The 19,142-nt window shown below is 67.4% G+C and carries 18 protein-coding genes; 10 read left to right on the top strand and 8 right to left on the bottom strand.

What is annotated here, in order from left to right; genetic code table 11:
• Positions 1 to 99: 99 nt before the first annotated feature.
• Entirely contained in the window at positions 100 to 1,263 is a 1,164-nt protein-coding gene (locus tag AC5P99_RS09350) for an acyl-CoA dehydrogenase family protein (protein WP_024956299.1), read from the top strand.
• Between the two features lie 376 nt (positions 1,264 to 1,639).
• On the opposite strand, the gene AC5P99_RS09355 is transcribed toward AC5P99_RS09350, so the two are convergent.
• Positions 1,640 to 2,119 (bottom strand): tRNA (cytidine(34)-2'-O)-methyltransferase, encoded by a 480-nt coding sequence (locus AC5P99_RS09355; protein WP_005407625.1) that lies wholly within the window; start codon positions 2,117 to 2,119, stop codon positions 1,640 to 1,642.
• Positions 2,120 to 2,188: 69 nt separating this feature from the next.
• The gene (locus tag AC5P99_RS09360) at positions 2,189 to 2,665 is read right to left on the bottom strand and encodes an XAC0231 family protein (protein ID WP_005407626.1); all 477 of its coding nucleotides are present in this window, start codon (positions 2,663 to 2,665) and stop codon (positions 2,189 to 2,191) included.
• Between the two features lie 415 nt (positions 2,666 to 3,080).
• Between AC5P99_RS09360 and AC5P99_RS09365 the strand changes: the two genes are divergently transcribed.
• The 4 genes from AC5P99_RS09365 to AC5P99_RS09380 all read left to right on the top strand — a co-directional run bounded on the left by AC5P99_RS09365 (position 3,081) and on the right by AC5P99_RS09380 (position 8,565).
• Complete coding sequence (locus AC5P99_RS09365; protein ID WP_049449313.1) at positions 3,081 to 5,930, top strand: M16 family metallopeptidase; 2,850 nt, start codon at positions 3,081 to 3,083, stop codon at positions 5,928 to 5,930.
• 212 nt (positions 5,931 to 6,142) lie between these two features.
• A complete protein-coding gene (locus tag AC5P99_RS09370) occupies positions 6,143 to 6,460 on the top strand; it encodes a DUF4156 domain-containing protein (protein WP_005407628.1) in 318 nt (105 codons plus the stop codon).
• A 103-nt stretch (positions 6,461 to 6,563) separates the two neighbouring features.
• Positions 6,564 to 7,580, top strand: a complete 1,017-nt coding sequence (locus AC5P99_RS09375; RefSeq protein WP_004135358.1) for a 3-oxoacyl-ACP synthase III — start codon at positions 6,564 to 6,566, stop codon at positions 7,578 to 7,580.
• Positions 7,581 to 7,674: 94 nt separating this feature from the next.
• The gene (locus AC5P99_RS09380) at positions 7,675 to 8,565 is read left to right on the top strand and encodes an alpha/beta fold hydrolase (RefSeq protein WP_088435791.1); all 891 of its coding nucleotides are present in this window, start codon (positions 7,675 to 7,677) and stop codon (positions 8,563 to 8,565) included.
• 114 nt (positions 8,566 to 8,679) lie between these two features.
• On the opposite strand, the gene AC5P99_RS09385 is transcribed toward AC5P99_RS09380, so the two are convergent.
• The gene (locus AC5P99_RS09385) at positions 8,680 to 9,111 is read right to left on the bottom strand and encodes a YkgJ family cysteine cluster protein (protein WP_005407630.1); all 432 of its coding nucleotides are present in this window, start codon (positions 9,109 to 9,111) and stop codon (positions 8,680 to 8,682) included.
• A 104-nt stretch (positions 9,112 to 9,215) separates the two neighbouring features.
• Between AC5P99_RS09385 and oleC the strand changes: the two genes are divergently transcribed.
• From oleC to AC5P99_RS09400, 3 genes are all read left to right on the top strand, one after another.
• Positions 9,216 to 10,874 (top strand): olefin beta-lactone synthetase, encoded by a 1,659-nt coding sequence (gene oleC / locus AC5P99_RS09390; RefSeq protein WP_088435790.1) that lies wholly within the window; start codon positions 9,216 to 9,218, stop codon positions 10,872 to 10,874.
• Positions 10,871 to 11,863, top strand: coding sequence for a 2-alkyl-3-oxoalkanoate reductase (gene oleD, locus AC5P99_RS09395; protein WP_005407632.1), 993 nt, complete (start codon positions 10,871 to 10,873; stop codon positions 11,861 to 11,863). The genes oleC and oleD overlap by 4 nt, the downstream gene beginning before the upstream one ends.
• Before the next feature lie 81 nt (positions 11,864 to 11,944).
• Positions 11,945 to 12,100 carry a DUF1328 domain-containing protein gene (locus AC5P99_RS09400; protein ID WP_005407633.1) on the top strand — a complete coding sequence of 52 codons (156 nt, stop codon included), beginning with the start codon at positions 11,945 to 11,947 and terminating at the stop codon, positions 12,098 to 12,100.
• Between the two features lie 76 nt (positions 12,101 to 12,176).
• Here AC5P99_RS09400 and ddlA read toward each other — a convergent pair whose 3' ends face one another.
• Positions 12,177 to 13,271 carry a D-alanine--D-alanine ligase gene (ddlA, locus tag AC5P99_RS09405; protein ID WP_495213072.1) on the bottom strand — a complete coding sequence of 365 codons (1,095 nt, stop codon included), beginning with the start codon at positions 13,269 to 13,271 and terminating at the stop codon, positions 12,177 to 12,179.
• 372 nt (positions 13,272 to 13,643) lie between these two features.
• Between ddlA and AC5P99_RS09410 the strand changes: the two genes are divergently transcribed.
• Positions 13,644 to 14,279, top strand: coding sequence for a ubiquinone biosynthesis accessory factor UbiJ (locus tag AC5P99_RS09410; RefSeq protein WP_049449322.1), 636 nt, complete (start codon positions 13,644 to 13,646; stop codon positions 14,277 to 14,279).
• The gene (gene ubiB, locus AC5P99_RS09415; RefSeq protein WP_049449324.1) at positions 14,276 to 15,931 is read left to right on the top strand and encodes a ubiquinone biosynthesis regulatory protein kinase UbiB; all 1,656 of its coding nucleotides are present in this window, start codon (positions 14,276 to 14,278) and stop codon (positions 15,929 to 15,931) included. The genes AC5P99_RS09410 and ubiB overlap by 4 nt, the downstream gene beginning before the upstream one ends.
• A gap of 52 nt (positions 15,932 to 15,983) precedes the next feature.
• On the opposite strand, the gene AC5P99_RS09420 is transcribed toward ubiB, so the two are convergent.
• The 4 genes from AC5P99_RS09420 to AC5P99_RS09435 are packed head-to-tail and all read right to left on the bottom strand — an operon-like array spanning position 15,984 to position 19,116.
• A complete protein-coding gene (locus AC5P99_RS09420; protein WP_012478775.1) occupies positions 15,984 to 16,769 on the bottom strand; it encodes a YaiO family outer membrane beta-barrel protein in 786 nt (261 codons plus the stop codon).
• Positions 16,770 to 16,773: 4 nt separating this feature from the next.
• Complete coding sequence (locus AC5P99_RS09425) at positions 16,774 to 17,379, bottom strand: LbetaH domain-containing protein (protein ID WP_495213073.1); 606 nt, start codon at positions 17,377 to 17,379, stop codon at positions 16,774 to 16,776.
• Entirely contained in the window at positions 17,366 to 18,505 is a 1,140-nt protein-coding gene (locus tag AC5P99_RS09430; protein ID WP_495213074.1) for a glycosyltransferase family 2 protein, read from the bottom strand. Before AC5P99_RS09430 ends, AC5P99_RS09425 begins: the two co-directional genes overlap by 14 nt.
• Complete coding sequence (locus AC5P99_RS09435; protein WP_043035697.1) at positions 18,505 to 19,116, bottom strand: PIG-L deacetylase family protein; 612 nt, start codon at positions 19,114 to 19,116, stop codon at positions 18,505 to 18,507. Before AC5P99_RS09435 ends, AC5P99_RS09430 begins: the two co-directional genes overlap by 1 nt.
• Positions 19,117 to 19,142 lie beyond the last annotated feature (26 nt).

Consider the following 19,142-nt stretch of genomic DNA (forward strand, 5'->3'; position numbering starts at 1 on the left):
ACCGCCCGGACCCGCATCCGTGGACCAAGGTCCACACCTACCAGACGCGATGCTTGCGGATGACCGACAATGGCCCGGTCCTGACTGCGCGTGAGTGCCATGGCTTTGCATCCGTACGATCTGTTCGATGTCCGTTCCCTGCTCAACGAGGAAGAGCGCGCGGTGCAGGAGAGCGTCGCCCGTTTCACCAACGAGCGCGTGCTGCCGATCATCGGCGATGCCTTCGACCAGGCCCGCTTCCCCGATGAACTGGTGCCGGAGATCGCGTCACTGGGCCTGCTCGGTGCGACCCTGCCGACCGAGTACGGCGGTGGTGGCCTCGGCGCGGTCAGCTACGGCCTGATCTGCCAGGAGCTGGAGCGCGGCGATTCGGGCCTGCGCAGCTTCGTCTCGGTGCAGAGCTCGCTGTGCATGTACCCGATCTACGCCTATGGCAGCGAGGAACAGCGCCAGCAGTGGCTGCCGGCGATGGCGCGCGGCGAACTGATCGGCTGCTTCGGCCTGACCGAGGCGCATGGGGGTTCCGATCCGGCCAGCATGAAGACCCGCGCGGTGCGCGACGGCAGCGACTGGCGCATCAGCGGCAGCAAGATGTGGATCACCAGCGGCCCGGTGGCCGACCTGGCCATCGTCTGGGCGCAGACCGAGGACGGCATCCAGGGTTTCGTGCTGGAAAAGGGCATGGCCGGCTTCACCACGCAGGAGATCAAGCACAAGATGAGCCTGCGCGCATCGCTGACCGGGGCGCTGTTCTTCGATGACGTGCGCGTGCCTGACAGCCACCGGCTGCCGAACGTGAAGGGCCTGAAGGGGCCGCTGGGCTGCCTGACCCAGGCCCGCTATGGCATCAGCTGGGGCCCCATCGGTGCGGCGATTGCCTGCCTGGATGAAGCGCTGGGTTATGCCAAGGAGCGCGTGCTGTTCGGTCGCCCGCTGGCGGCCACGCAGAGCGCGCAGATCAAGCTGGCCGAGATGGCCCGCCGCATCACCACCGCGCAGCTGCTGGCCCTGCAGCTGGGCCGCCTGAAGGAAGCCGGCCAGCTGCAGCCGCAGCAGGTCAGCCTGGCCAAGTGGAACAACTGCCGCATGGCGATCGACATCGCCCGCGAATGCCGTGACCTGCTGGGTGGCGCCGGCATCACCACCGAACACGTGGCGATCCGGCACGCGCTGAACCTGGAATCGGTGATCACCTATGAAGGCACCGAGACCGTGCACCAGCTGGTGATCGGCCGCGAACTGACCGGCATCAACGCGTTCTGAGTGCACCGGTAGTGCCGGCCGCTGGCCGGCATTGCCCAGTAGCGTATTCGCAGGCGAGCGATCGGTGTACCGAACCGCGCACCGTACCGAGATGGGTTCAAGGACAGCCTGTACCGCGCGGCTGTTGGGTCCGCCTTGAAGCGAGCCGAGGAGCGCAGGTCCGGCGGGGGCGAAGAGGCGCGGGTGTCTGAGCGCAGCGAGTTCCGCGCCGTCCCCCGGCGGGCCGAGGAGCGCAGGGCACCGGTGCGCAGCGCCGGCTCGCGGATGGCGGCGCGTTTCTTTTGGTTACTCTTCTTTCCGCGCGGAAAGAAAAGTAACGCCCATGAACGCATGCGCCCGCCACAGCAACGACCAGGCAGAAGAGAGACGCGTGGCGTTACGCGCCGCCGGCAAACCCATGCTGCCGCCACGCCTCGTACATCACCACGGCAACGGTGTTGGAAAGATTGAGGCTGCGGTTGTCCGGCCGCATCGGCAGGCGCAGGCGGCGGCCATCGGGCAAGGCATCGAGCACGTCCTGCGGCAGGCCGCGGCTTTCCGGGCCGAACAGGAAGGCATCACCGTCTTCGAACGCCACGCTGTCATAGCGGACGCTGGCACGCGTACTGAGGGCGAACAACCGCTTCGGTGCGATCCGCGCCAGCGCGGTGTCCAGGTCGGGGTGCACCTGCAGGCGCGAATACTCGTGGTAGTCCAGGCCGGCGCGCTTGAGCTGCTTGTCTTCCAGTGCGAAGCCGAGCGGCTCGACCAGGTGCAGCTGCGCGCCGGTGTTGGCGCAGAGCCGGATCACATTGCCCGTGTTGGGCGGGATTTCCGGTTGGAACAGGATCACGTGGAACTGGGGCGCGGCATTCATCGGCGCAGTGTACCTGCGACGACCGCCGCCTTTACGGCGCACGCCCTGCGCGAGGCAGGGCGGCACCGCTTACGGGCGCAGCAGGACCTGGGCGGTTTCGGTGGCCAGGGCCTGCAGGTCGGCGGCGCTCGGACGCACCTGCAGGGCCGGCAGGTTGACGATCACCTGGTTGGCGACGCTGGTGGCGGCGGCAGCCAGGGTCGCGGCGTAGCGCTGGGCTTCCAGCTCGGCGGCCAGGGCGACGCGCTGCTCCAGGCTCGGGCGCACTTCCACCGAGGCCAGGGTGGTGATCGGCATCGCGGCGGCCACCGGGGCGGCGACGTAGCCGCTGCGCTCGGCCAGCTGGTCGGCACTTGGGCGCACTTCCACGGTGGCCAGGGTCGGGATGCCGCTGGCCTGTTCCCAGGCCTGCTGGGCCAGCTGGTCGGCGGCCGGACGAACCTGCACGGTGGACAGGGTCTTGATGGATTCGGAGGCCTGCACCGACGAAACAACCGCGGTGCCGGCGATCAGGGCGATGGCGATGGCAATGGTCTTGGCGTTCATGACGGGGCCTGTTTAGTGTTGGTGATCAGTGGTGTGGTAGTAAGGTAGTACACCAATTCTGGGCTTGCAAGGAAAATTTTCGATTTCCTGCGTTTGTTCAGTCTTCAGTCAGCTTTTGTCTGAAGCCCTTCCTGGTGCAGGAACTACCAAGCAATCCCCGTGCCAACTTTTAATTATTGATTTGCAAGGGTTTTATGATCATCGAAAAGTGTCCGGCGGGCGGACACCTGTCCATTCGATGTGCTGCGGACACTGTCCGGACGTTGCTGGCGGGTGCTTGTGACGGCTCGGACAGGGCAGATCGGCGCTGCGGATGGCGCACAGGGGCAAACACCCCCAGTGACTGGCGACCGATTCCTGCCGTTGCGCGCGCACGCTAGGATCGGGGTTCACCTATGTGACCAAGGATCCGGATATGTCTCTCGCCCTTCGCCCGCGCACTGCGCTGCTGGCCGTTGCCCTCAGCACCGCCCTGGGCACGCTTGTGCCTTCCCATGCGTTGGCGGCAAAGCCGGCCGCACCGGCCAAGGTCGATATCCCGTATGAGCAGTTCACCCTGCCCAACGGCCTGCGCGTGATCGTGCACACCGATCGCAAGGCGCCGATCGTCGCGGTCAACGTCTGGTATCACGTCGGCAGCAAGGACGAACCGGCCGGCCGCACCGGCTTCGCGCACCTGTTCGAACACCTGATGTTCCAGGGCAGCGAAAATCACGACGGCGAGTTCTTCGAGCCGTTCAAGCAGGTCGGCGCCACCAACCAGAACGGCACCACCAATACCGACCGCACGAACTACTTCGAGAACGTGCCCACCACTGCGCTGGACATGGCGCTGTGGATGGAATCGGACCGCATGGGCCATCTCGTCGGTGCGATCGACCAGGCGGCGCTGGACGAGCAGCGTGGCGTGGTGCAGAACGAGAAGCGCCAGGGCGAGAACCAGCCCTACGGCCAGGCCTGGGACCAGCTCAACAAGGCGCTGTATCCAGTTGGCCACCCGTACCACCACGGCGTGATCGGTTCGATGAACGATCTGAACGCGGCGTCGCTGGATGACGTGAAGACCTGGTTCCGCACCTGGTACGGCCCGAACAACGCCGTGCTGGTACTGGCTGGCGACATCGACCTGGCCACCGCCAAGGAAAAGGTTGGCAAGTACTTCGGCAGCATCCCGGCCGGCCCGACCATGGCGCAGCCGGCGGTGAACGTGGCCAAGCGCAGCGCCGACACGCGCGAGACGATGACCGACAAGGTGCCGCAGGCGCGTATCTACCGCGCCTGGAACGTGCCGCAGGTCGGTACCACCGAGGTCGATCAGCTGCAGCTGTTCGCGCAGGTACTGGGCGGCGCCAAGTCCTCGCGGCTGAGCCAGCGCCTGCAGCACCAGGACAAGCTGGTGGACAGCATCGCGGCAGGCCTGTCGACGTCGCAGCTGGGTTCGAACTTCGTGATCATGGCGACGGTCAAGCAGGGCCAGGACCCGGCCAAGGTCGAGAAGATCATCGACGAGGAACTGGACCGGCTGATCAAGCAGGGCCCGACCGCGGCCGAGCTGGAGCGCGCCAAGACCGGTGCCCGCGCCGGTTTCATCCGTGGCATCGAACGCATCGGCGGCTTCGGCGGCAAGGCCGACGCACTGGCCGAGTGCGCGGTGTTCACCGGCGACCCGGGCTGCTTCCGCACCTCGCTGGCCAACATCGAGAAGGCCAGTGCTGCTGATCTGGGCCGTCTGGGCGCGCAGTGGCTGGACAAGGGCAGCCACACCCTGGTGATTGCACCGGGTGAGCGCGTGGCGCTGAAGGAAGACCCGAGCCAGGCGCCGAAGCCGTTCAACGTGCCGGCGGTGGACCCCAAGTACAGCACGCTGCCCGAGCAGGTGGACCGCAAGGCCGGCGTACCGCAGACCCGCGAGTTCCCGCAGCTGAAGTTCCCGGCGCTGCAGCGCGCCACGCTGAAGAACGGCACCCAGGTGATCCTGGCCGAGCGCCACGAGATTCCGGTGGTGCAGTTCAGCTACCAGTTCCCGGGTGGCTTCAGCGCCGACCAGGGCCGCAAGCCGGGCACCGCCAACTTCACCATGAGCCTGATGACCGAAGGCGCCGGCAAGCTCGGCTCGCTGGCCTTCGCCGATGCCGCTGATGCACTGGGCGCCAGCCTGGATGCCTCGGCCGGGCTGGACTCCATGAGCGTGGACCTGTCGGCGCTGAAGGAAAACCTGGCACCGTCGCTGGCGCTGTATCGGGACCTGCTGCGCGAACCGCGCTTCGAGCAGGGCGAGATCGACCGGGTCAAGGCGAGCTGGATTGCCGGCATCCAGCAGGAGAAGGTCAACCCGGGTGCGGTGGCGATGCGCGTGCTGCCGCCGCTGCTGTACGGCAAGGGCCACCCGTATGCCATTCCGTTCACTGGCAGCGGTGACGAAGCAGCGATCAACGGCCTGACCCGCGAAGACCTGGTCGACTTCCACCACGACTGGCTGCGCCCGCAGAACGGCACCCTGATCGTGGTCGGTGACACCACCCTGGCCGAGATCGTGCCGTTGCTGGACAAGCAGCTGGGCGACTGGAAGGCTGCGGGCGACGCCCCGCAGGTGAAGGCCGCCACCGACGTGGCATTGCCGAAGGGCCCGCGCGTGTTCCTGATCGACCAGCCGGGTGCGGTGCAGGCCAACCTGTTCGCAGGGCAGGTGGTGGCGCCGTCCAGCGCCACCAGCTCGACCCGCTTCGATATTGCCAACGGCGTGATCGGCGGCGACTTCACCTCGCGCCTGAACATGAACCTGCGTGAGGACAAGCACTGGTCGTACGGTGCGCGCAGCAGCGCGATCAACTCGGTGGGCCAGCGCCCGTGGATGGCCAGCGCGCCGGTGCAGATCGACAAGACCGGCCCGGCGATGGCGGAAATGCGCAAGGAAATCGCCGCGTTCGCCGATGGCAGCAAGCCGGCCACCGCCGCCGAGGTCAACCGCATCCGCAACATCCAGACCCTGAGCCTGCCCGGTGCCTACGAGACCGCCAGCGCGGTCGCCTCGACCATCGGTTCGATCGTGCAGTTCAAGCGTCCGGACGACTACGTGCTGCGCCGCAAGGCCGAGATCGAGGCGATGACCCCGGCGCAGGTGCAGCAGGCCGCCGCCGAGATCAAGCCGCAGGCGCTGACCTGGGTGGTGGTGGGTGATCTCAAGCAGACCGAAGCGGCCGTGCGTGCGCTGAACCTGGGCGAGGTGACGGTGATCGACGCCGAAGGCAACCCGGTCAAGAAATAAGGGATGCGCCTGCCCGCCCCCGCGGGCAGGCCTCCCCAGGTAGTGCCGGCCGCTGGCCGGCAACCTTGCTCTGGTAGTGCCGGCCGCTGGCCGGCAACGCCGTGACCCGAAGGCGGGGTCACAACCCCCTGCGGGGGATCCGTCCCCCCACCGGCTACCCCCGATTCAGGCGGTTCAGGCAGAATCCCTCCATACCCTTCCAGGATCTGCCCATGCGCGTTCTGCTGCTTTCCTCCCTGCTGCTCACCGTCACCGCCTGTACCTGGGTGCCGATCGAACCGGCCGGCAAGGCGACCCGCGTGCTGCCGGCAGGCCCGGTTCCCGCTGGCTGCATCGCCAAGGGCGAGGTGGTGGTGACCGTGAAGAGCAAGGTCGGCTTCTACAACCGCAACCCGCTGCGCGTGCAGGAAGAGCTGGAAACCCTGGCCCGCAACGAGGCCCCGAGCGCCGGCGCCAATGCCGTGCAGGCCGCCGCGGCCCCGGCCGATGGCAGCCAGCGCTTCGCCGCATTCCAGTGCCCGCCGCGCTGAACGCTTCACCATACGGCCAAGGCTGAATTCGTAAAGATGCGGTGAAGGCCCCGGGGGTTATAGAATAGCGCCCCCTTTTGCCTGAGCCTTGGCGCTAACCTCGATGCTCTTCAAGAATGTCTCGATCGCCGGCCTGGCACACGTCGACGCGCCGCATACGCTGACCACCAAGGAAATCAACGAACGCCTGCAGCCGACGTTGGATCGCCTGGGTATCCGCACCGACGTGCTCGGCGACATCGCCGGCATCCACGCGCGCCGCCTGTGGGACAACGGCGTGCTGGCGTCCGACGCTGCCACCATGGCAGGCCGCAAGGCACTGGAAGACGCAGGCATCAATGCGACGCAGGTTGGCCTGCTGGTCAACACCTCGGTCAGCCGCGACTACCTGGAGCCGTCCACGGCCTCCATCGTCTCGGGCAACCTCGGCGTCAGCGACGAGTGCATGACCTTCGACGTCGCCAATGCCTGCCTGGCCTTCATCAACGGCATGGACATCGCCGCGCGCATGATCGAGCGCGGCGACATCGACTACGCGCTGGTGGTGGACGGCGAGACCGCCAACCTGGTGTACGAGAAGACCCTGGAGCGCATGACCGCCCCGGACGTCACCGCTGACGATTTCCGCAACGAGCTGGCCGCCCTGACCACCGGTTCGGGTGCTGCGGCGATGGTGATGGCCCGCTCGGAGCTGGTGCCGGACGCCCCGCGCTACAAGGGCGGCGTGACGCGCTCGGCCACCGAGTGGAACCAGCTGTGCCTGGGCAACCTGGACCGCATGGTCACCGACACCCGCCTGCTGCTGATCGAAGGCATCAAGCTGGCACAGAAGACCTTCACCGCCGCCAAGATCGCCTTGGGCTGGGCCGTGGAAGAGCTGGACCAGTTCGTGATCCACCAGGTCAGCCAGCCGCACACCGCCGCGTTCATCAAGAACTTCGGCATCGACCCGAAGAAGGTCATGACCATCTTCGGCGAGCACGGCAACATCGGCCCGGCCTCGGTGCCGATCGTGCTGAGCAAGCTCAAGCAGCTGGGCAAGCTGAAGAAGGGCGATCGCATCGCGCTTCTGGGTATCGGCTCGGGCCTGAACTGCTCGATGGCTGAAGTGGTCTGGTAAAAGAGTCACCGCTGACCTGCTGCACGACGGGCAGCGATGATTTTTCCAAGTGTTCAAGGGCCGGTTTACCGGCCCTTTCTACAGGTGCGATCCGATGTCCCAGCTTCCCGGTTACCCCGCCCACCCGCAGCGCTTCGAGGTACGCCCCGGCCTGTCGATGAACTATCTCGACGAAGGCCCGCGCGACGGCGAAGTGGTGGTGATGGTGCACGGCAACCCGTCGTGGAGCTATTACTGGCGCACGCTGGTCGCCGGCCTGTCGGACACGTACCGCTGCATCGTGCCGGACCACATCGGCATGGGCCTGTCGGACAAGCCCGATGACAGCCGCTACGAGTACACGCTGCAGTCGCGCGTTGACGACCTCGATGCGCTGCTCAAGCATCTGGGCATCACCGGCCCGGTGACCCTGGCGGTGCACGACTGGGGCGGCATGATCGGTTTCGGCTGGGCGCTGTCGCACCACGACCAGGTCAAGCGCCTGGTGGTGCTCAATACCGCTGCATTCCCGATGCCGGCGGCGAAGAAGATGCCGTGGCAGATCGCGCTGGGCCGCCACTGGAAGATCGGCGAGTGGATCATCCGCACCTTCAACGCGTTCTCCTCCGGTGCCTCGTGGCTGGGCGTGGAGCGGAAGATGCCGGCCGACGTGCGCCGCGCCTACGTGTCGCCGTACAACAGCTGGGCCAACCGCATCAGCACCATCCGCTTCATGCAGGACATCCCGCTGTCGCCGGCCGACAAGGCGTGGTCGCTGCTGGAGCGTGCCGGCAAGGCGCTGCCGTCGTTCGCCGACCGGCCGGCCTTCCTCGGCTGGGGCCTGCGCGACTTCGTGTTCGACCACCACTTCCTGAAGGGCTTCCAGGCCGCGCTGCCGCGGGCCCAGGTACATGCGTTCGAGGATGCCGGGCATTACGTGCTGGAAGACAAGCACGAGGTGCTGGTGCCGGAGATCCGCGCGTTCCTGGACGCCAACCCGATCTGATCGGTGTGCCGACCAACGGTCGGCACCCACCCCTTCCTCTTCCGGTGGGTGCCGACCGTTGGTCGGCACACCCGAACGGTTGATGAGGTTGCCGGCCAGCGGCCGGCACTACCATTACGCGGCGACCGGCGCCTGCGGCGGCGAGGAAGGGCTGTTGCCGTTGTCGTCCGGATGGTCGTCGTCATTGTCGGCGTCATCGCGCCAGCGCCAGTCGGCCGGCGTCAACGGATCCAGGCCATAGGCGATGCGCGCCTTGTCGCACTGCGGGCTGGCCTTGCCGTACTCCCACGATGCATCCACCTCGCGGCACACGCTGGGCCGGTTGGGATGGATGGTGCAGCGTGAATACACGCCGATCTGCGCATCCAGCGCCACGCAGCGCACCGGCTTGGAATGGGTGCCGCGCATGCACAGGCGGTGCGGGTCCAGCACCTCGGTGAGCTGGTGCGGCACGCCGCCGGGGGTGACCTCGTCTGATTCCATCCAGTGGAAGGCCACGCGGTACTGGGTGCAGCAGGCGCCGCAGGTCATGCAGGGATGTTGCATGGGCAAGCCGCCTCGGGCGGCAGTCGGAATCAGGAACGAGGGTGCGGATTTTCCACGAAGTGGGCCGCCGCGCAAGAAATTCCGTAAGCGGCGACAATGAACGGATGAACCGACCCTGCAATATTGCCGCCCGCTTGCCTGAACTGGCGCGTGAACGGCCTGATCAGATCGCCATCCGCTGCCCTGGCCGCCGTGGCGCCGGCAACGGCATGGCCGCCTACGACGTGACCCTGGATTACCGCCAGCTGGACGCTCGCAGCGACGCCATGGCGGCCGGCCTGGCCGGCTACGGGATCGGCCGTGGAGTGCGCACGGTGGTGATGGTGCGGCCGTCGCCGGAGTTCTTCCTGCTGATGTTTGCCCTGTTCAAGCTGGGCGCGGTGCCGGTGCTGGTCGACCCGGGCATCGACAGGCGCGCGCTGAAGCAGTGCTTGGACGAGGCGCAGCCGGAGGCCTTCATCGGCATTCCGCTGGCGCACGTGGCGCGGCTGGTGCTGCGCTGGGCACCCTCGGCGGCGCGCCTGGTGACCGTGGGCCGCCGCCTCGGCTGGGGCGGGACCACGCTGGCCGCGCTGGAGCGCGCCGGCGCCAAGGGTGGGCCGATGCTGGCCGCCACCGACGGCGAGGACATGGCCGCGATCCTGTTCACCAGCGGCTCCACCGGCGTGCCCAAGGGCGTGGTCTACCGCCACCGCCACTTCGTCGGCCAGATCCAGCTGCTGGGCAGCGCCTTCGGCATGGAAGCGGGCGGGGTGGACCTGCCGACCTTCCCGCCGTTTGCCCTGTTCGACCCGGCGCTGGGCCTGACCTCGGTCATCCCGGACATGGACCCGACCCGGCCGGCGCAGGCCGACCCGGCGCGCCTGCACGACGCCATCCAGCGCTTCGGCGTGACCCAGCTGTTCGGCTCGCCGGCGCTGATGCGGGTGCTGGCGAAGCATGGCCGGCCGCTGCCGACGGTGACCCGGGTGACCTCGGCGGGTGCGCCGGTGCCGCCGGACGTGGTCGCCACCATCCGCAGCCTGCTGCCGGCCGACGCGCAGTTCTGGACGCCGTATGGCGCCACCGAGTGCCTGCCGGTGGCGGTGGTCGAAGGCCGCGAGCTGGAACGCACGCGCGCCGCCACCGAGGCCGGCGCCGGCACCTGCGTGGGCAGCGTGGTGGCGCCGAACGAAGTGCGCATCATCGCCATCGATGACGCGCCGCTGGCCGACTGGTCGCAGGCGCGCGTGCTGGCGGTTGGCGAAGTGGGAGAAATCACGGTGGCTGGCCCGACCGCCACCGACAGCTACTTCAACCGCCCGCAGGCCACGGCCGCAGCGAAGATCCGCGAGACGCTGGTCGATGGCAGCACCCGCGTGGTGCATCGCATGGGCGACGTCGGTTACTTCGATGCGCAGGGTCGCCTGTGGTTCTGCGGGCGCAAGACGCAGCGCGTGGAAACCGCGCGCGGACCGCTGTACACCGAACAGGTCGAGCCGGTGTTCAACACCGTCACAGGCGTGGCGCGCACCGCGCTGGTCGGTGTCGGCGCCGCCGGTGCGCAGGTGCCGGTGCTGTGCGTGGAACTGCTGCGCGGCCAGTCCGACAGCCCGGCGCTGCAGGAAGCGCTGCGTGCGCATGCCGCAGCGCGCACGCCTGAGGCCGGCCTGCAGCACTTCCTGGTGCATCCGGCGTTCCCCGTCGATATCCGTCACAACGCCAAGATCGGCCGCGAGAAGCTCGCCGTCTGGGCCAGCGCCGAACTGGAGAAGCGCGCATGAAGATCCTGGTCACCGGTGGTGGTGGGTTCCTTGGCCAGGCGCTGTGCCGCGGGCTGGTCGAACGTGGCCACCAGGTACTGGCGTTCAACCGCAGCCATTATCCGGAGCTGCAGGTGATGGGCGTGGGCCAGATCCGTGGCGACCTGGCCGACCCGCAGGCGGTCCTGCATGCGGTGGCCGGCGTCGATGCGGTATTCCACAACGGTGCCAAGGCCGGTGCGTGGGGCAGCTATGACAGCTACCACCAGGCCAATGTGGTCGGCACCGACAACGTCATCGCCGCCTGCCGTGCGCACGGTATCGGCCGGCTGGTCTACACCTCCACGCCCAGCGTGACGCACCGGGCCACGCACCCGGTAGAAGGCCTCGGCGCCGACGAGGTGCCGTACGGCGAAGATTTCCAGGCGCCCTATGCGGCCACCAAGGCGATTGCCGAACAGCGCGTGCTGGCGGCCAATGACGCGTCGCTGGCGACGGTGGCGCTGCGTCCGCGCCTGATCTGGGGCCCTGGCGACCAGCAGCTGGTACCGCGCCTGGCCGAACGTGCACGACAGGGCCGCCTGCGCCTGGTGGGCGATGGCAGCAACAAGGTCGATACCACCTACATCGACAACGCCGCGCTTGCCCACTTCCTCGCCTTCGAGGCACTGGCGCCCGGTGCCGCATGTGCAGGCAAGGCCTACTTCATTTCCAACGGCGAACCGCTGCCGATGCGCGAGCTGGTCAACAAGCTGCTGCAGGCGGTGGGTGCACCGACCGTGGACAAGGCGATCAGCTTCAAGACCGCGTACCGTATCGGCGCCATCTGCGAGCGGCTGTGGCCGCTGCTGCGCCTGCGCGGCGAACCGCCGTTGACCCGGTTCCTGGCCGAACAGCTGTGCACGCCGCACTGGTACAGCATGGAGCCGGCCCGCCGTGACTTCGGCTATGTGCCGCAGGTCAGCATCGAAGAAGGGCTGCGCAGGCTGAAGGCTTCATCTGCTGCTTAGATCGCCGTCACTGGTTGCACACCGCAGGATCGGGAGGATGGACCCACGCCATCCAAGGCTCGACCACCCGCGAGGAGCGCCATGCTGCATTACGCCATCATTTTCTTTGTCATCGCCATCATCGCCGCCGTTCTGGGTTTCTCCGGTATCGCCGGCGCCGCAACGAACATCGCCTGGATCCTGTTCGTGGTGTTCCTGATCCTTGCGGTGATCTCGATGTTCCGCAAGCGAGGCTAGCCGGTAGTGCCGGCCGCTGGCCGGCATCGCTTTCCGCAGAGTCGAGCCATGCTCGACTCTGCGGGCGATCACCACGTTACACAGCGCTCTGCAGCCCGCGATCGGCCTCATGGCGTTCCAGCGCCAGTTCGATCAGGCGCGTGATCAGCGCGGTGTAGTCGACACCGCTGGCGCCCCACAGCTTCGGGTACATGCTGATGCGGGTGAAGCCCGGCAGCGTGTTGACCTCGTTGATGACGATCTCGCCGTCTGCGGTGAGGAACACATCCACGCGCGCCATGCCCGCACACTCCAGCGCCTGGTAGGCCTGCCGCGCGATCTGCTGGATGCGCGCCTGGGTGGCGGCGTCGATGTCGGCCGGCACCACCACGTCAGCGCCATTGGCATTGATGTACTTGGTGTCGTAGGCGTAGAACTCGTCGTGCACCACCACCTCGCCGCATACGCTGGCCTGCGGATGCTCGTTGCCCAGCACCGCGCATTCGATCTCGCGGCCGACCACCGCCGATTCCACCAGCACCTTGTGGTCGTAGCGCAGCGCCAATGCCACTGCCTCGGCAAAGCCCGCCGCATCCTTGACCTTGCTCACACCCACCGACGAACCCTGGTTGGCCGGCTTCACGAACAGCGGCAGGCCGAGCTGGGCGATCACTGCATCGGCATCCACCTCCGCGGCCTCATGGCGGCGGATGCACAGCCACGGCGCCACCTGCAGCCCCGCGTCGCGCAGCAGGCGCTTGGTCACGTCCTTGTCCATCGCCACCGCCGAGCCCAGTACCGGCGAACCGACGAAGGGCAGATTGGCCATGCGCAGCAGGCCCTGCAGCGCCCCGTCTTCGCCGAGTGGCCCATGCACGATCGGCAACACCACATCGATCTGGCCCAGCGCACTGGCCGTATCGGACGGCTGCAGCTGCGCCTGCTCCGCACCCGGACGCACCGCCAGCGACGTGCCGGACCGATGCAGCGCGATGCGCGACGGATCATCGGCATTGATCAGGAAGGTATCCGGCTGGCTCAGATGCCACTGGCCCTGCTTGTCGATGCCGACCAGCACCGGCTCGAAGCGCTCGCGATCAAGCGCATCGAGGATGTTCTTCGCCGACTGCAGCGAAACTTCGTGCTCGGAAGACTTGCCCCCGAAAATGATGCCAACCCGGGTCCGTGCCATGGGGAGTGCGATGTCCTGTGCGTTGCGTGGCCCCATAGCATGAACCTTCATCGGCCATCCGCGTGAGGCACAGGTGAACCAGAAATCCATCCACGCATGGCGTGGATCTACCGTGTCGACCAAGCTCGACACCCACCAAGAGCAGCAGGAACCTGTCGAAGGCGGGGTGGGGCCGGTTGCGGGGGTGTCCGCGGCATGGATGCCGCGGCCAAGCCCCCACGGACGGGTTTACGGCGTCCCCCGCAACCGGACCCATCCCGCCAACCCACGGAATGCCCGCTGTTGCTTTGGCCGTTGCCGTTGCCGTTGCGTCTGCGGGTGCCGGGCGGCAGCCCGGCCCAAGCCCCCCACCCACGCAGGTAGAATGCGCACATGGCTCTCTCCCTGCTCAAGTCCCTCAAGCCGGTCGCTGGCCGCGCCCTGCAGATCGCCCTGAACCGCGCGCTGGCGCTGGATCCGGATACCCGCCATGCATTGGCCAGCCTCGACGGCCGGCATATCGACCTGACCCTGGAAGCGCCGGCGCTGGCGATGCGCATCAGCGTCGACGGCGACCAGCTGCGGGTCGGCCCGGTGGATGCACAGGAAGCCGACCTGGCCGTGCGCAGCAGCCTGGCCGGTGTGCTCGCTCAACTGCCGCTGCTGGCCAACGCGCGGCGCGGCGACAACAACGGCAAGGGCCGTGTGCGCGTGGCCGGCGATGCCGAGCTGGCGCGCCGCCTGCAGCAGCTGGCCAAGGGCTTCGATCCGGACTGGCAGCAGCCGTTCGTCAGCGTATTCGGCGAAGTACTGGGCGTGCAGGTCGCCAACACCCTGCGCAGCGCCCTGCAGCACGCGCGCCAGGGGGCGATCGACCTGGCCCACAGCGCCGCTGAGTTCATCACCGAGGAGTCGCGCGATGTGGTGCCGCGCGCCGAGCTGGATGCCTTCCACGACGACGTGGATGTGCTGCGCGATGACGTGGAGCGCCTTGGTGCACGCGTGCAGCGCCTGCGGGGTGCCGCATGAAGGCCGTGCTGCGGGCCAGCCGCATTGGCCGGGTGATCCTGCGTTACCGCCTCGACGACCTGCTGCAGGGCACGCCGGCCGAGCGCTGGCTGCGCCTGGCCAAGCCGTTCGTGCCGCGCGCCTCGGCCAGCATCGCCTCACAGTCGCGCGGTGCGCGCCTGCGCCTGGCGCTGCAGGACCTCGGCCCGATCTTCGTCAAGTTCGGCCAGATCCTGTCCACCCGCCGCGACCTGGTGCCGCCGGACGTGGCCAACGAACTGACCCTGCTGCAGGACCGGGTCAAGCCGTTCGATGGCGAGACCGCGCGCCGCATCGTCGAGGACGCGCTCGGCCTGCCGGTCAGCGAGGCCTTCGCCAGCTTCGACACCGAACCGCTGGCTTCGGCCTCGATCGCGCAGGTGCACGCGGCCACGCTGGCTGATGGTCGCCAGGTGGTGGTCAAGGTACTTCGACCGGGCATCGAGAAGCAGATCGACGCGGATATTGCCCTGCTCAATTCGCTGGCCGCGCTGGTCGAGCGCACCCACCCGCGCGCCGACAAGATCCGGCCGCGCGAAGTGGTGGCCGAGGTCGAGAACACCCTGGCCGCCGAGCTGGACCTGCAGCGCGAAGGCGCCAATGCCAGCGTGCTGCGCCGCTTCTGGGAAAACTCCGACGACCTGTACGTGCCGGAAGTGATCTGGAGCCACACCGCCGAGCGCGCGCTGACCCTGGAGCGCGTTTGGGGCATTCCGTCCGATGACATCGCTGCACTGGACAAGGCCGGCATCGACCGCAAGGCGCTGGCCGCCAAGGGCGTGCGGGTGTTCTATACCCAGGTGTTCCGCGACAACTTCTTCCATGCCGACGCGCACGCCGGCAACATCTGGGTCGACACCGATCCGGCGCGCCGTGCCAATCCGCGCTTCATCGCGCTGGACTTCGGCATCATGGGGCAGCTGTCGCAGGAAGATCAGTACTACCTGGCCGAGAATTTCATGGCCATCTTCAACCGCGATTACCGCCGCATCGCCGAGCTGCATGTGCAGGCGCGCTGGATGCCGGACAACGTGCGCATCGATGATCTGGAAGCAGCCGTGCGTTCGGTGTGCGAGCCGTACTTCACCCGCCCGCTGTCGCAGATCTCGCTGGCTGAAGTGCTGATGAAGCTGTTCCGCGTGGCCCAGCGTTACCAACTGACCCTGCAGCCGCAGCTGATCCTGCTGCAGAAGACCCTGCTGAACATCGAAGGCGTCGGCCGCCAGCTCGATCCGCAGATCGACATCTGGGCGGTGGCCAAGCCGGTGCTGGCGAAGATCCTGCGCGAGCGCTACAGCCCGCGCCGGGTGGTGCGCGAGCTGGGCAAGCGCCTGCCGGAAATCATGACCCATGCGCCGGACATGCCGCGGCTGGTGCACGCCTGGCTGACCCAGCAGGTGGAAGGCCGCCACGAACTGGCGATGCGTTCGCGCGATCTGGTCGCGCTCGACGCCAGCGTGCAGCGCCTGCAGAAGCGCGCGGTCGGCGCAATCACCGGCGTTGGCCTGCTGGCCATCGCCGCGCTGATGTACGTGCTGCAGCCGCCGGGCTGGTACTGGGGCGACGTGCCGGCGTGGAGCTGGCTGTCCGGTGCGGTCGGCGTGGTGGCGCTGGCGCGCGCGTGGTGGCGCTGACCCCGGCAGATTGAAGATCGGCGGCAAGGTACGCCGCCGATCAATTACAGGCTCACCAGTGGTAGCCCAGGCCCAGGTGCGATTGCACACTCTGGAAGCTGTCCAGGCGCGTCCTGTGCCAGGTCTTGCCGATACCCACGTCCAGCACCAGATGCTCGCCCAATGGCTGGCTGCGGCGCAGGAAGGCACGCCGTGCATCGTGCTCGCGCAGCAGCAGCGGATCGGACTCGGCGGTGTAGCCGGACGTGCCGCTGCCCAGCCACAGCTGGGTCGAACCACGGCCTTGCCCATCCTTCAGCCGCAGCGACAGTGTGGTGCCATGCCCATCCGGTCCATTGGACTGGCGGTGCCGCTCGTGGCGCAGTGAGGCAGTCACGCGCGGGAAGTAATGCGAGGCACCCACCGACCAGCCGCTCACATGGGCGCCGGCATGGTACTGGGCGTATTTGCCGCCCACGCTCAGTACGGTCTGCGGTGTCACTTTCCACTGGATGTCCTGGTTGACCTGGCGGTTGACGAACACCGGATCATCGTTGGATGCCGTGACAGCGGTGCGGGTGGACAGGCGCGGGCTCCAGCGATGGTGCAGCGAGCCCTGCATGCGGTTGCCGCTGAATCGCCTGCTGCCGTAGTCACGCTCGCCATGGGCCAACCCCAGGTGCCAGCGGCTGCCGCCACTGCGGCCGGCCACGTCCACGGTCTGTACGTCGCGCTTGCCGAAGCCATCGCTGTAGTCGGCATGGTCCAGCTGCACCGTGACACGGTCGACGCCGGCGTGGGCGCTGCAGACAGCCAGCAGCAGGGCGCATGGCAGTGCGCCACGGATGATCAATCGCATGGGGTTACTCCAGGGGTTGGGAATGCAATGACTGCAGCAGCCGGTAGCGGCCGGGCGGCAGGTTTCGTTCCACGGTGATGCGCGGCCCGAACTGGCTTCCCGGCGCGACGATGCGGCCGGGCAGGATGATCACGCCGATGCCCAGCGCGGCACCTTCGCCGATCCAGGCGCCGAGCTTGTCGCGCTGGCTGTCGATGACGGTGTCGCCGATGTGGACGGTGACCGTTGCCCCATCCAGACGATGGTTGCTGGTACGCACCAGGGCGCCGAGATAGACCCGGTCATCGATGCGGCTGTCGGCGATGAAGCACTGCGGGCCGATGCTGACCTGGTTGCCCAACCGTGTGTTCTTCAGTTCGCTGGCAAAGCCGATACGCGTGCCGTCACCGATGCACAGCGGGCCGCGCAGCAGTGCGTTGTTGCCGATCAGGCAGTCGCGGCCGATCGACACCGGACCCTGGACATGGGCGCCGTCGCAGATGCGACTGCCGGCACCGATCCGTACGGCGCCCCGCAGGGTGGCCCGTGGCGAGACCCTTGCGTCGGGATCAGTGTGGGGCGCAAGTGTCGACAGTGCCTCGGCCATCGCGGCGAGGTCATTCCACCACATGCGGGTACCTCGTCGGCTTGTCGCGCACGGGTTCGCGGCCGGTGAACAGCCCCGCCAGGCCATGAAACAGCCAGATCGCATAGGCGAGCAGTACATACAGCATCGAGAAGGCCGCCGCCGGCACCAGCCACGCGCGTCGGTGGTGGATGGCACTGATCACTGCCAGCAGCATGACGATGCCGGTCCAGAACAGCGGCATCACCGACAGGGCAAGGCCACCCGGTCCGTGCAGCCGGGCCGCGCCGAACCATACCTGCAGCGACAGCATGATGCCGGCCAGGGCGAGCAGCATCATCGGCAGGATGCTGAAAATGCCGAAGCGGGTCAGCAGCAGGCGGCGATGCAGGCGCATGCATACCGCATAGCCGACGATCCAGCGTCGCCAGCGCCGCCATTCCTCCACCAGCGTGTTGCATTCCTGCGGGTAGACCACGCAGCGGATGCTCTGGCGAACCCGATAGCCCTGCGCAACCAGCGACCAGGACATGTCGAGGTCCTCCACGCGGGTGCGATCGGAAAATCCGACCTTGCGCAGCACCGAAGTACGGAACAGGCCACATGAGCCGGAAACGATGAACGGTGCGCCGCCCAGCCATTGCTGGAAGCTGCGCTTGATCACGATCATCGGCAGTTTCAGGCTGGCGCGCACATGGGGGAGGAAGCCGGCGCCCTGCAGGCTGGACGAGGGGACCCCGCCAACCGCATCGGCGCCGCGCTCGATCTCGGCCAGCAGATAACCCAGGCCATGGCTGCGCGGATCGATATGGGTATCTGCATCGGTCAGGAACACCTGCTCGGCGGTTGCGTGCTGCAGCCCGTGCATCAGCGCACCGCCCTTGCCGGTGTTGGCCTGGTGCACGGGCACCAGGCGCCCGGGCCAGCGCGCCTGCAGCGCATCAAGCACCTGAGCCGCGTTGTCGGTGGAACCATCGTTGACACAGATCACCCGCGCCACGTACGGGTTTTCCAGCAGGCTGGCCAGCGAGCGCTCCAGGCATGGGGCTTCGTTGTAGGCCGGCACGATCGCGTCGATGCTGTACAGGCGGGTGCTGGGCCGGCGCGAGGCCTGCACGCAGATTCGTACCAGGATGAAAGCGCACATGGCCAGGAACAACAGCGTCTTCATCAAAGCACCAGACGGTAGGGCAGGAAGCCCTCGCTGGGACCGATGCCGATCTGCTGGCCACGGAACTGCGCATGGCAGCGGAGATGGCTTTCCTGCATGTAGTGGCGATCGCCCTGGCTGGCATGCTCGCGCAGCGCGTGGATCTTCAGCTCCAGCTGCGCGCTGATGTCCTCGAACACCTGCGGCGCGAACTGCGGCAGGGTGCTGGGGCTCTCATAACAGAGGATCTGCGGAATGTGGCGACAGGCGATGATCGACGCTTCGTGAACGGTGCGATGGTCCTGGTGATGATCCTCACCACACATCGTGTAGATGCGGCCTGGTTCGATCAGCGTGCAGACCTGTTCGATCGACGCAATGATGTCGTTGCGGCAGGCAGGGAATCGCGTGTCCGGGAAATCCTGCTGGATCACCTCGGCCACCCCGAGCCGGCGCAGGGCGCGATGCGATTCATCGCTGCGATCGATGCCGGCGTGGCAGCCCCGGCCGCCGCGGCTGAGTACCAGTGCATGGATGCGTGAGCCGGCGCGGGCGAGCTTTGCCAGGCTGCCACCGCAACCGAGTTCGATGTCATCTGGATGGGCACCGATTGCCAGAATGTTCAATGTCATGGCCGTGTCCTAGCGGAAGCCGGGTG

The organism is Stenotrophomonas sp. YJH_SMC_80 (assembly GCF_059372495.1).

Coding starts and splice junctions, on each gene's coding strand:
- AC5P99_RS09350 (WP_024956299.1), top strand. CDS start 100: ATGGCTTTGCATCCGTACGATCTGTTCGATGTCCGTTCCCTGCTCAAC.
- AC5P99_RS09355 (WP_005407625.1), bottom strand. CDS start 2,119: ATGAATGCCGCGCCCCAGTTCCACGTGATCCTGTTCCAACCGGAAATC.
- AC5P99_RS09360 (WP_005407626.1), bottom strand. CDS start 2,665: ATGAACGCCAAGACCATTGCCATCGCCATCGCCCTGATCGCCGGCACC.
- AC5P99_RS09365 (WP_049449313.1), top strand. CDS start 3,081: ATGTCTCTCGCCCTTCGCCCGCGCACTGCGCTGCTGGCCGTTGCCCTC.
- AC5P99_RS09370 (WP_005407628.1), top strand. CDS start 6,143: ATGCGCGTTCTGCTGCTTTCCTCCCTGCTGCTCACCGTCACCGCCTGT.
- AC5P99_RS09375 (WP_004135358.1), top strand. CDS start 6,564: ATGCTCTTCAAGAATGTCTCGATCGCCGGCCTGGCACACGTCGACGCG.
- AC5P99_RS09380 (WP_088435791.1), top strand. CDS start 7,675: ATGTCCCAGCTTCCCGGTTACCCCGCCCACCCGCAGCGCTTCGAGGTA.
- AC5P99_RS09385 (WP_005407630.1), bottom strand. CDS start 9,111: ATGCAACATCCCTGCATGACCTGCGGCGCCTGCTGCACCCAGTACCGC.
- oleC (WP_088435790.1), top strand. CDS start 9,216: ATGAACCGACCCTGCAATATTGCCGCCCGCTTGCCTGAACTGGCGCGT.
- oleD (WP_005407632.1), top strand. CDS start 10,871: ATGAAGATCCTGGTCACCGGTGGTGGTGGGTTCCTTGGCCAGGCGCTG.
- AC5P99_RS09400 (WP_005407633.1), top strand. CDS start 11,945: ATGCTGCATTACGCCATCATTTTCTTTGTCATCGCCATCATCGCCGCC.
- ddlA (WP_495213072.1), bottom strand. CDS start 13,271: ATGGCACGGACCCGGGTTGGCATCATTTTCGGGGGCAAGTCTTCCGAG.
- AC5P99_RS09410 (WP_049449322.1), top strand. CDS start 13,644: ATGGCTCTCTCCCTGCTCAAGTCCCTCAAGCCGGTCGCTGGCCGCGCC.
- ubiB (WP_049449324.1), top strand. CDS start 14,276: ATGAAGGCCGTGCTGCGGGCCAGCCGCATTGGCCGGGTGATCCTGCGT.
- AC5P99_RS09420 (WP_012478775.1), bottom strand. CDS start 16,769: ATGCGATTGATCATCCGTGGCGCACTGCCATGCGCCCTGCTGCTGGCT.
- AC5P99_RS09425 (WP_495213073.1), bottom strand. CDS start 17,379: ATGTGGTGGAATGACCTCGCCGCGATGGCCGAGGCACTGTCGACACTT.
- AC5P99_RS09430 (WP_495213074.1), bottom strand. CDS start 18,505: ATGAAGACGCTGTTGTTCCTGGCCATGTGCGCTTTCATCCTGGTACGA.
- AC5P99_RS09435 (WP_043035697.1), bottom strand. CDS start 19,116: ATGACATTGAACATTCTGGCAATCGGTGCCCATCCAGATGACATCGAA.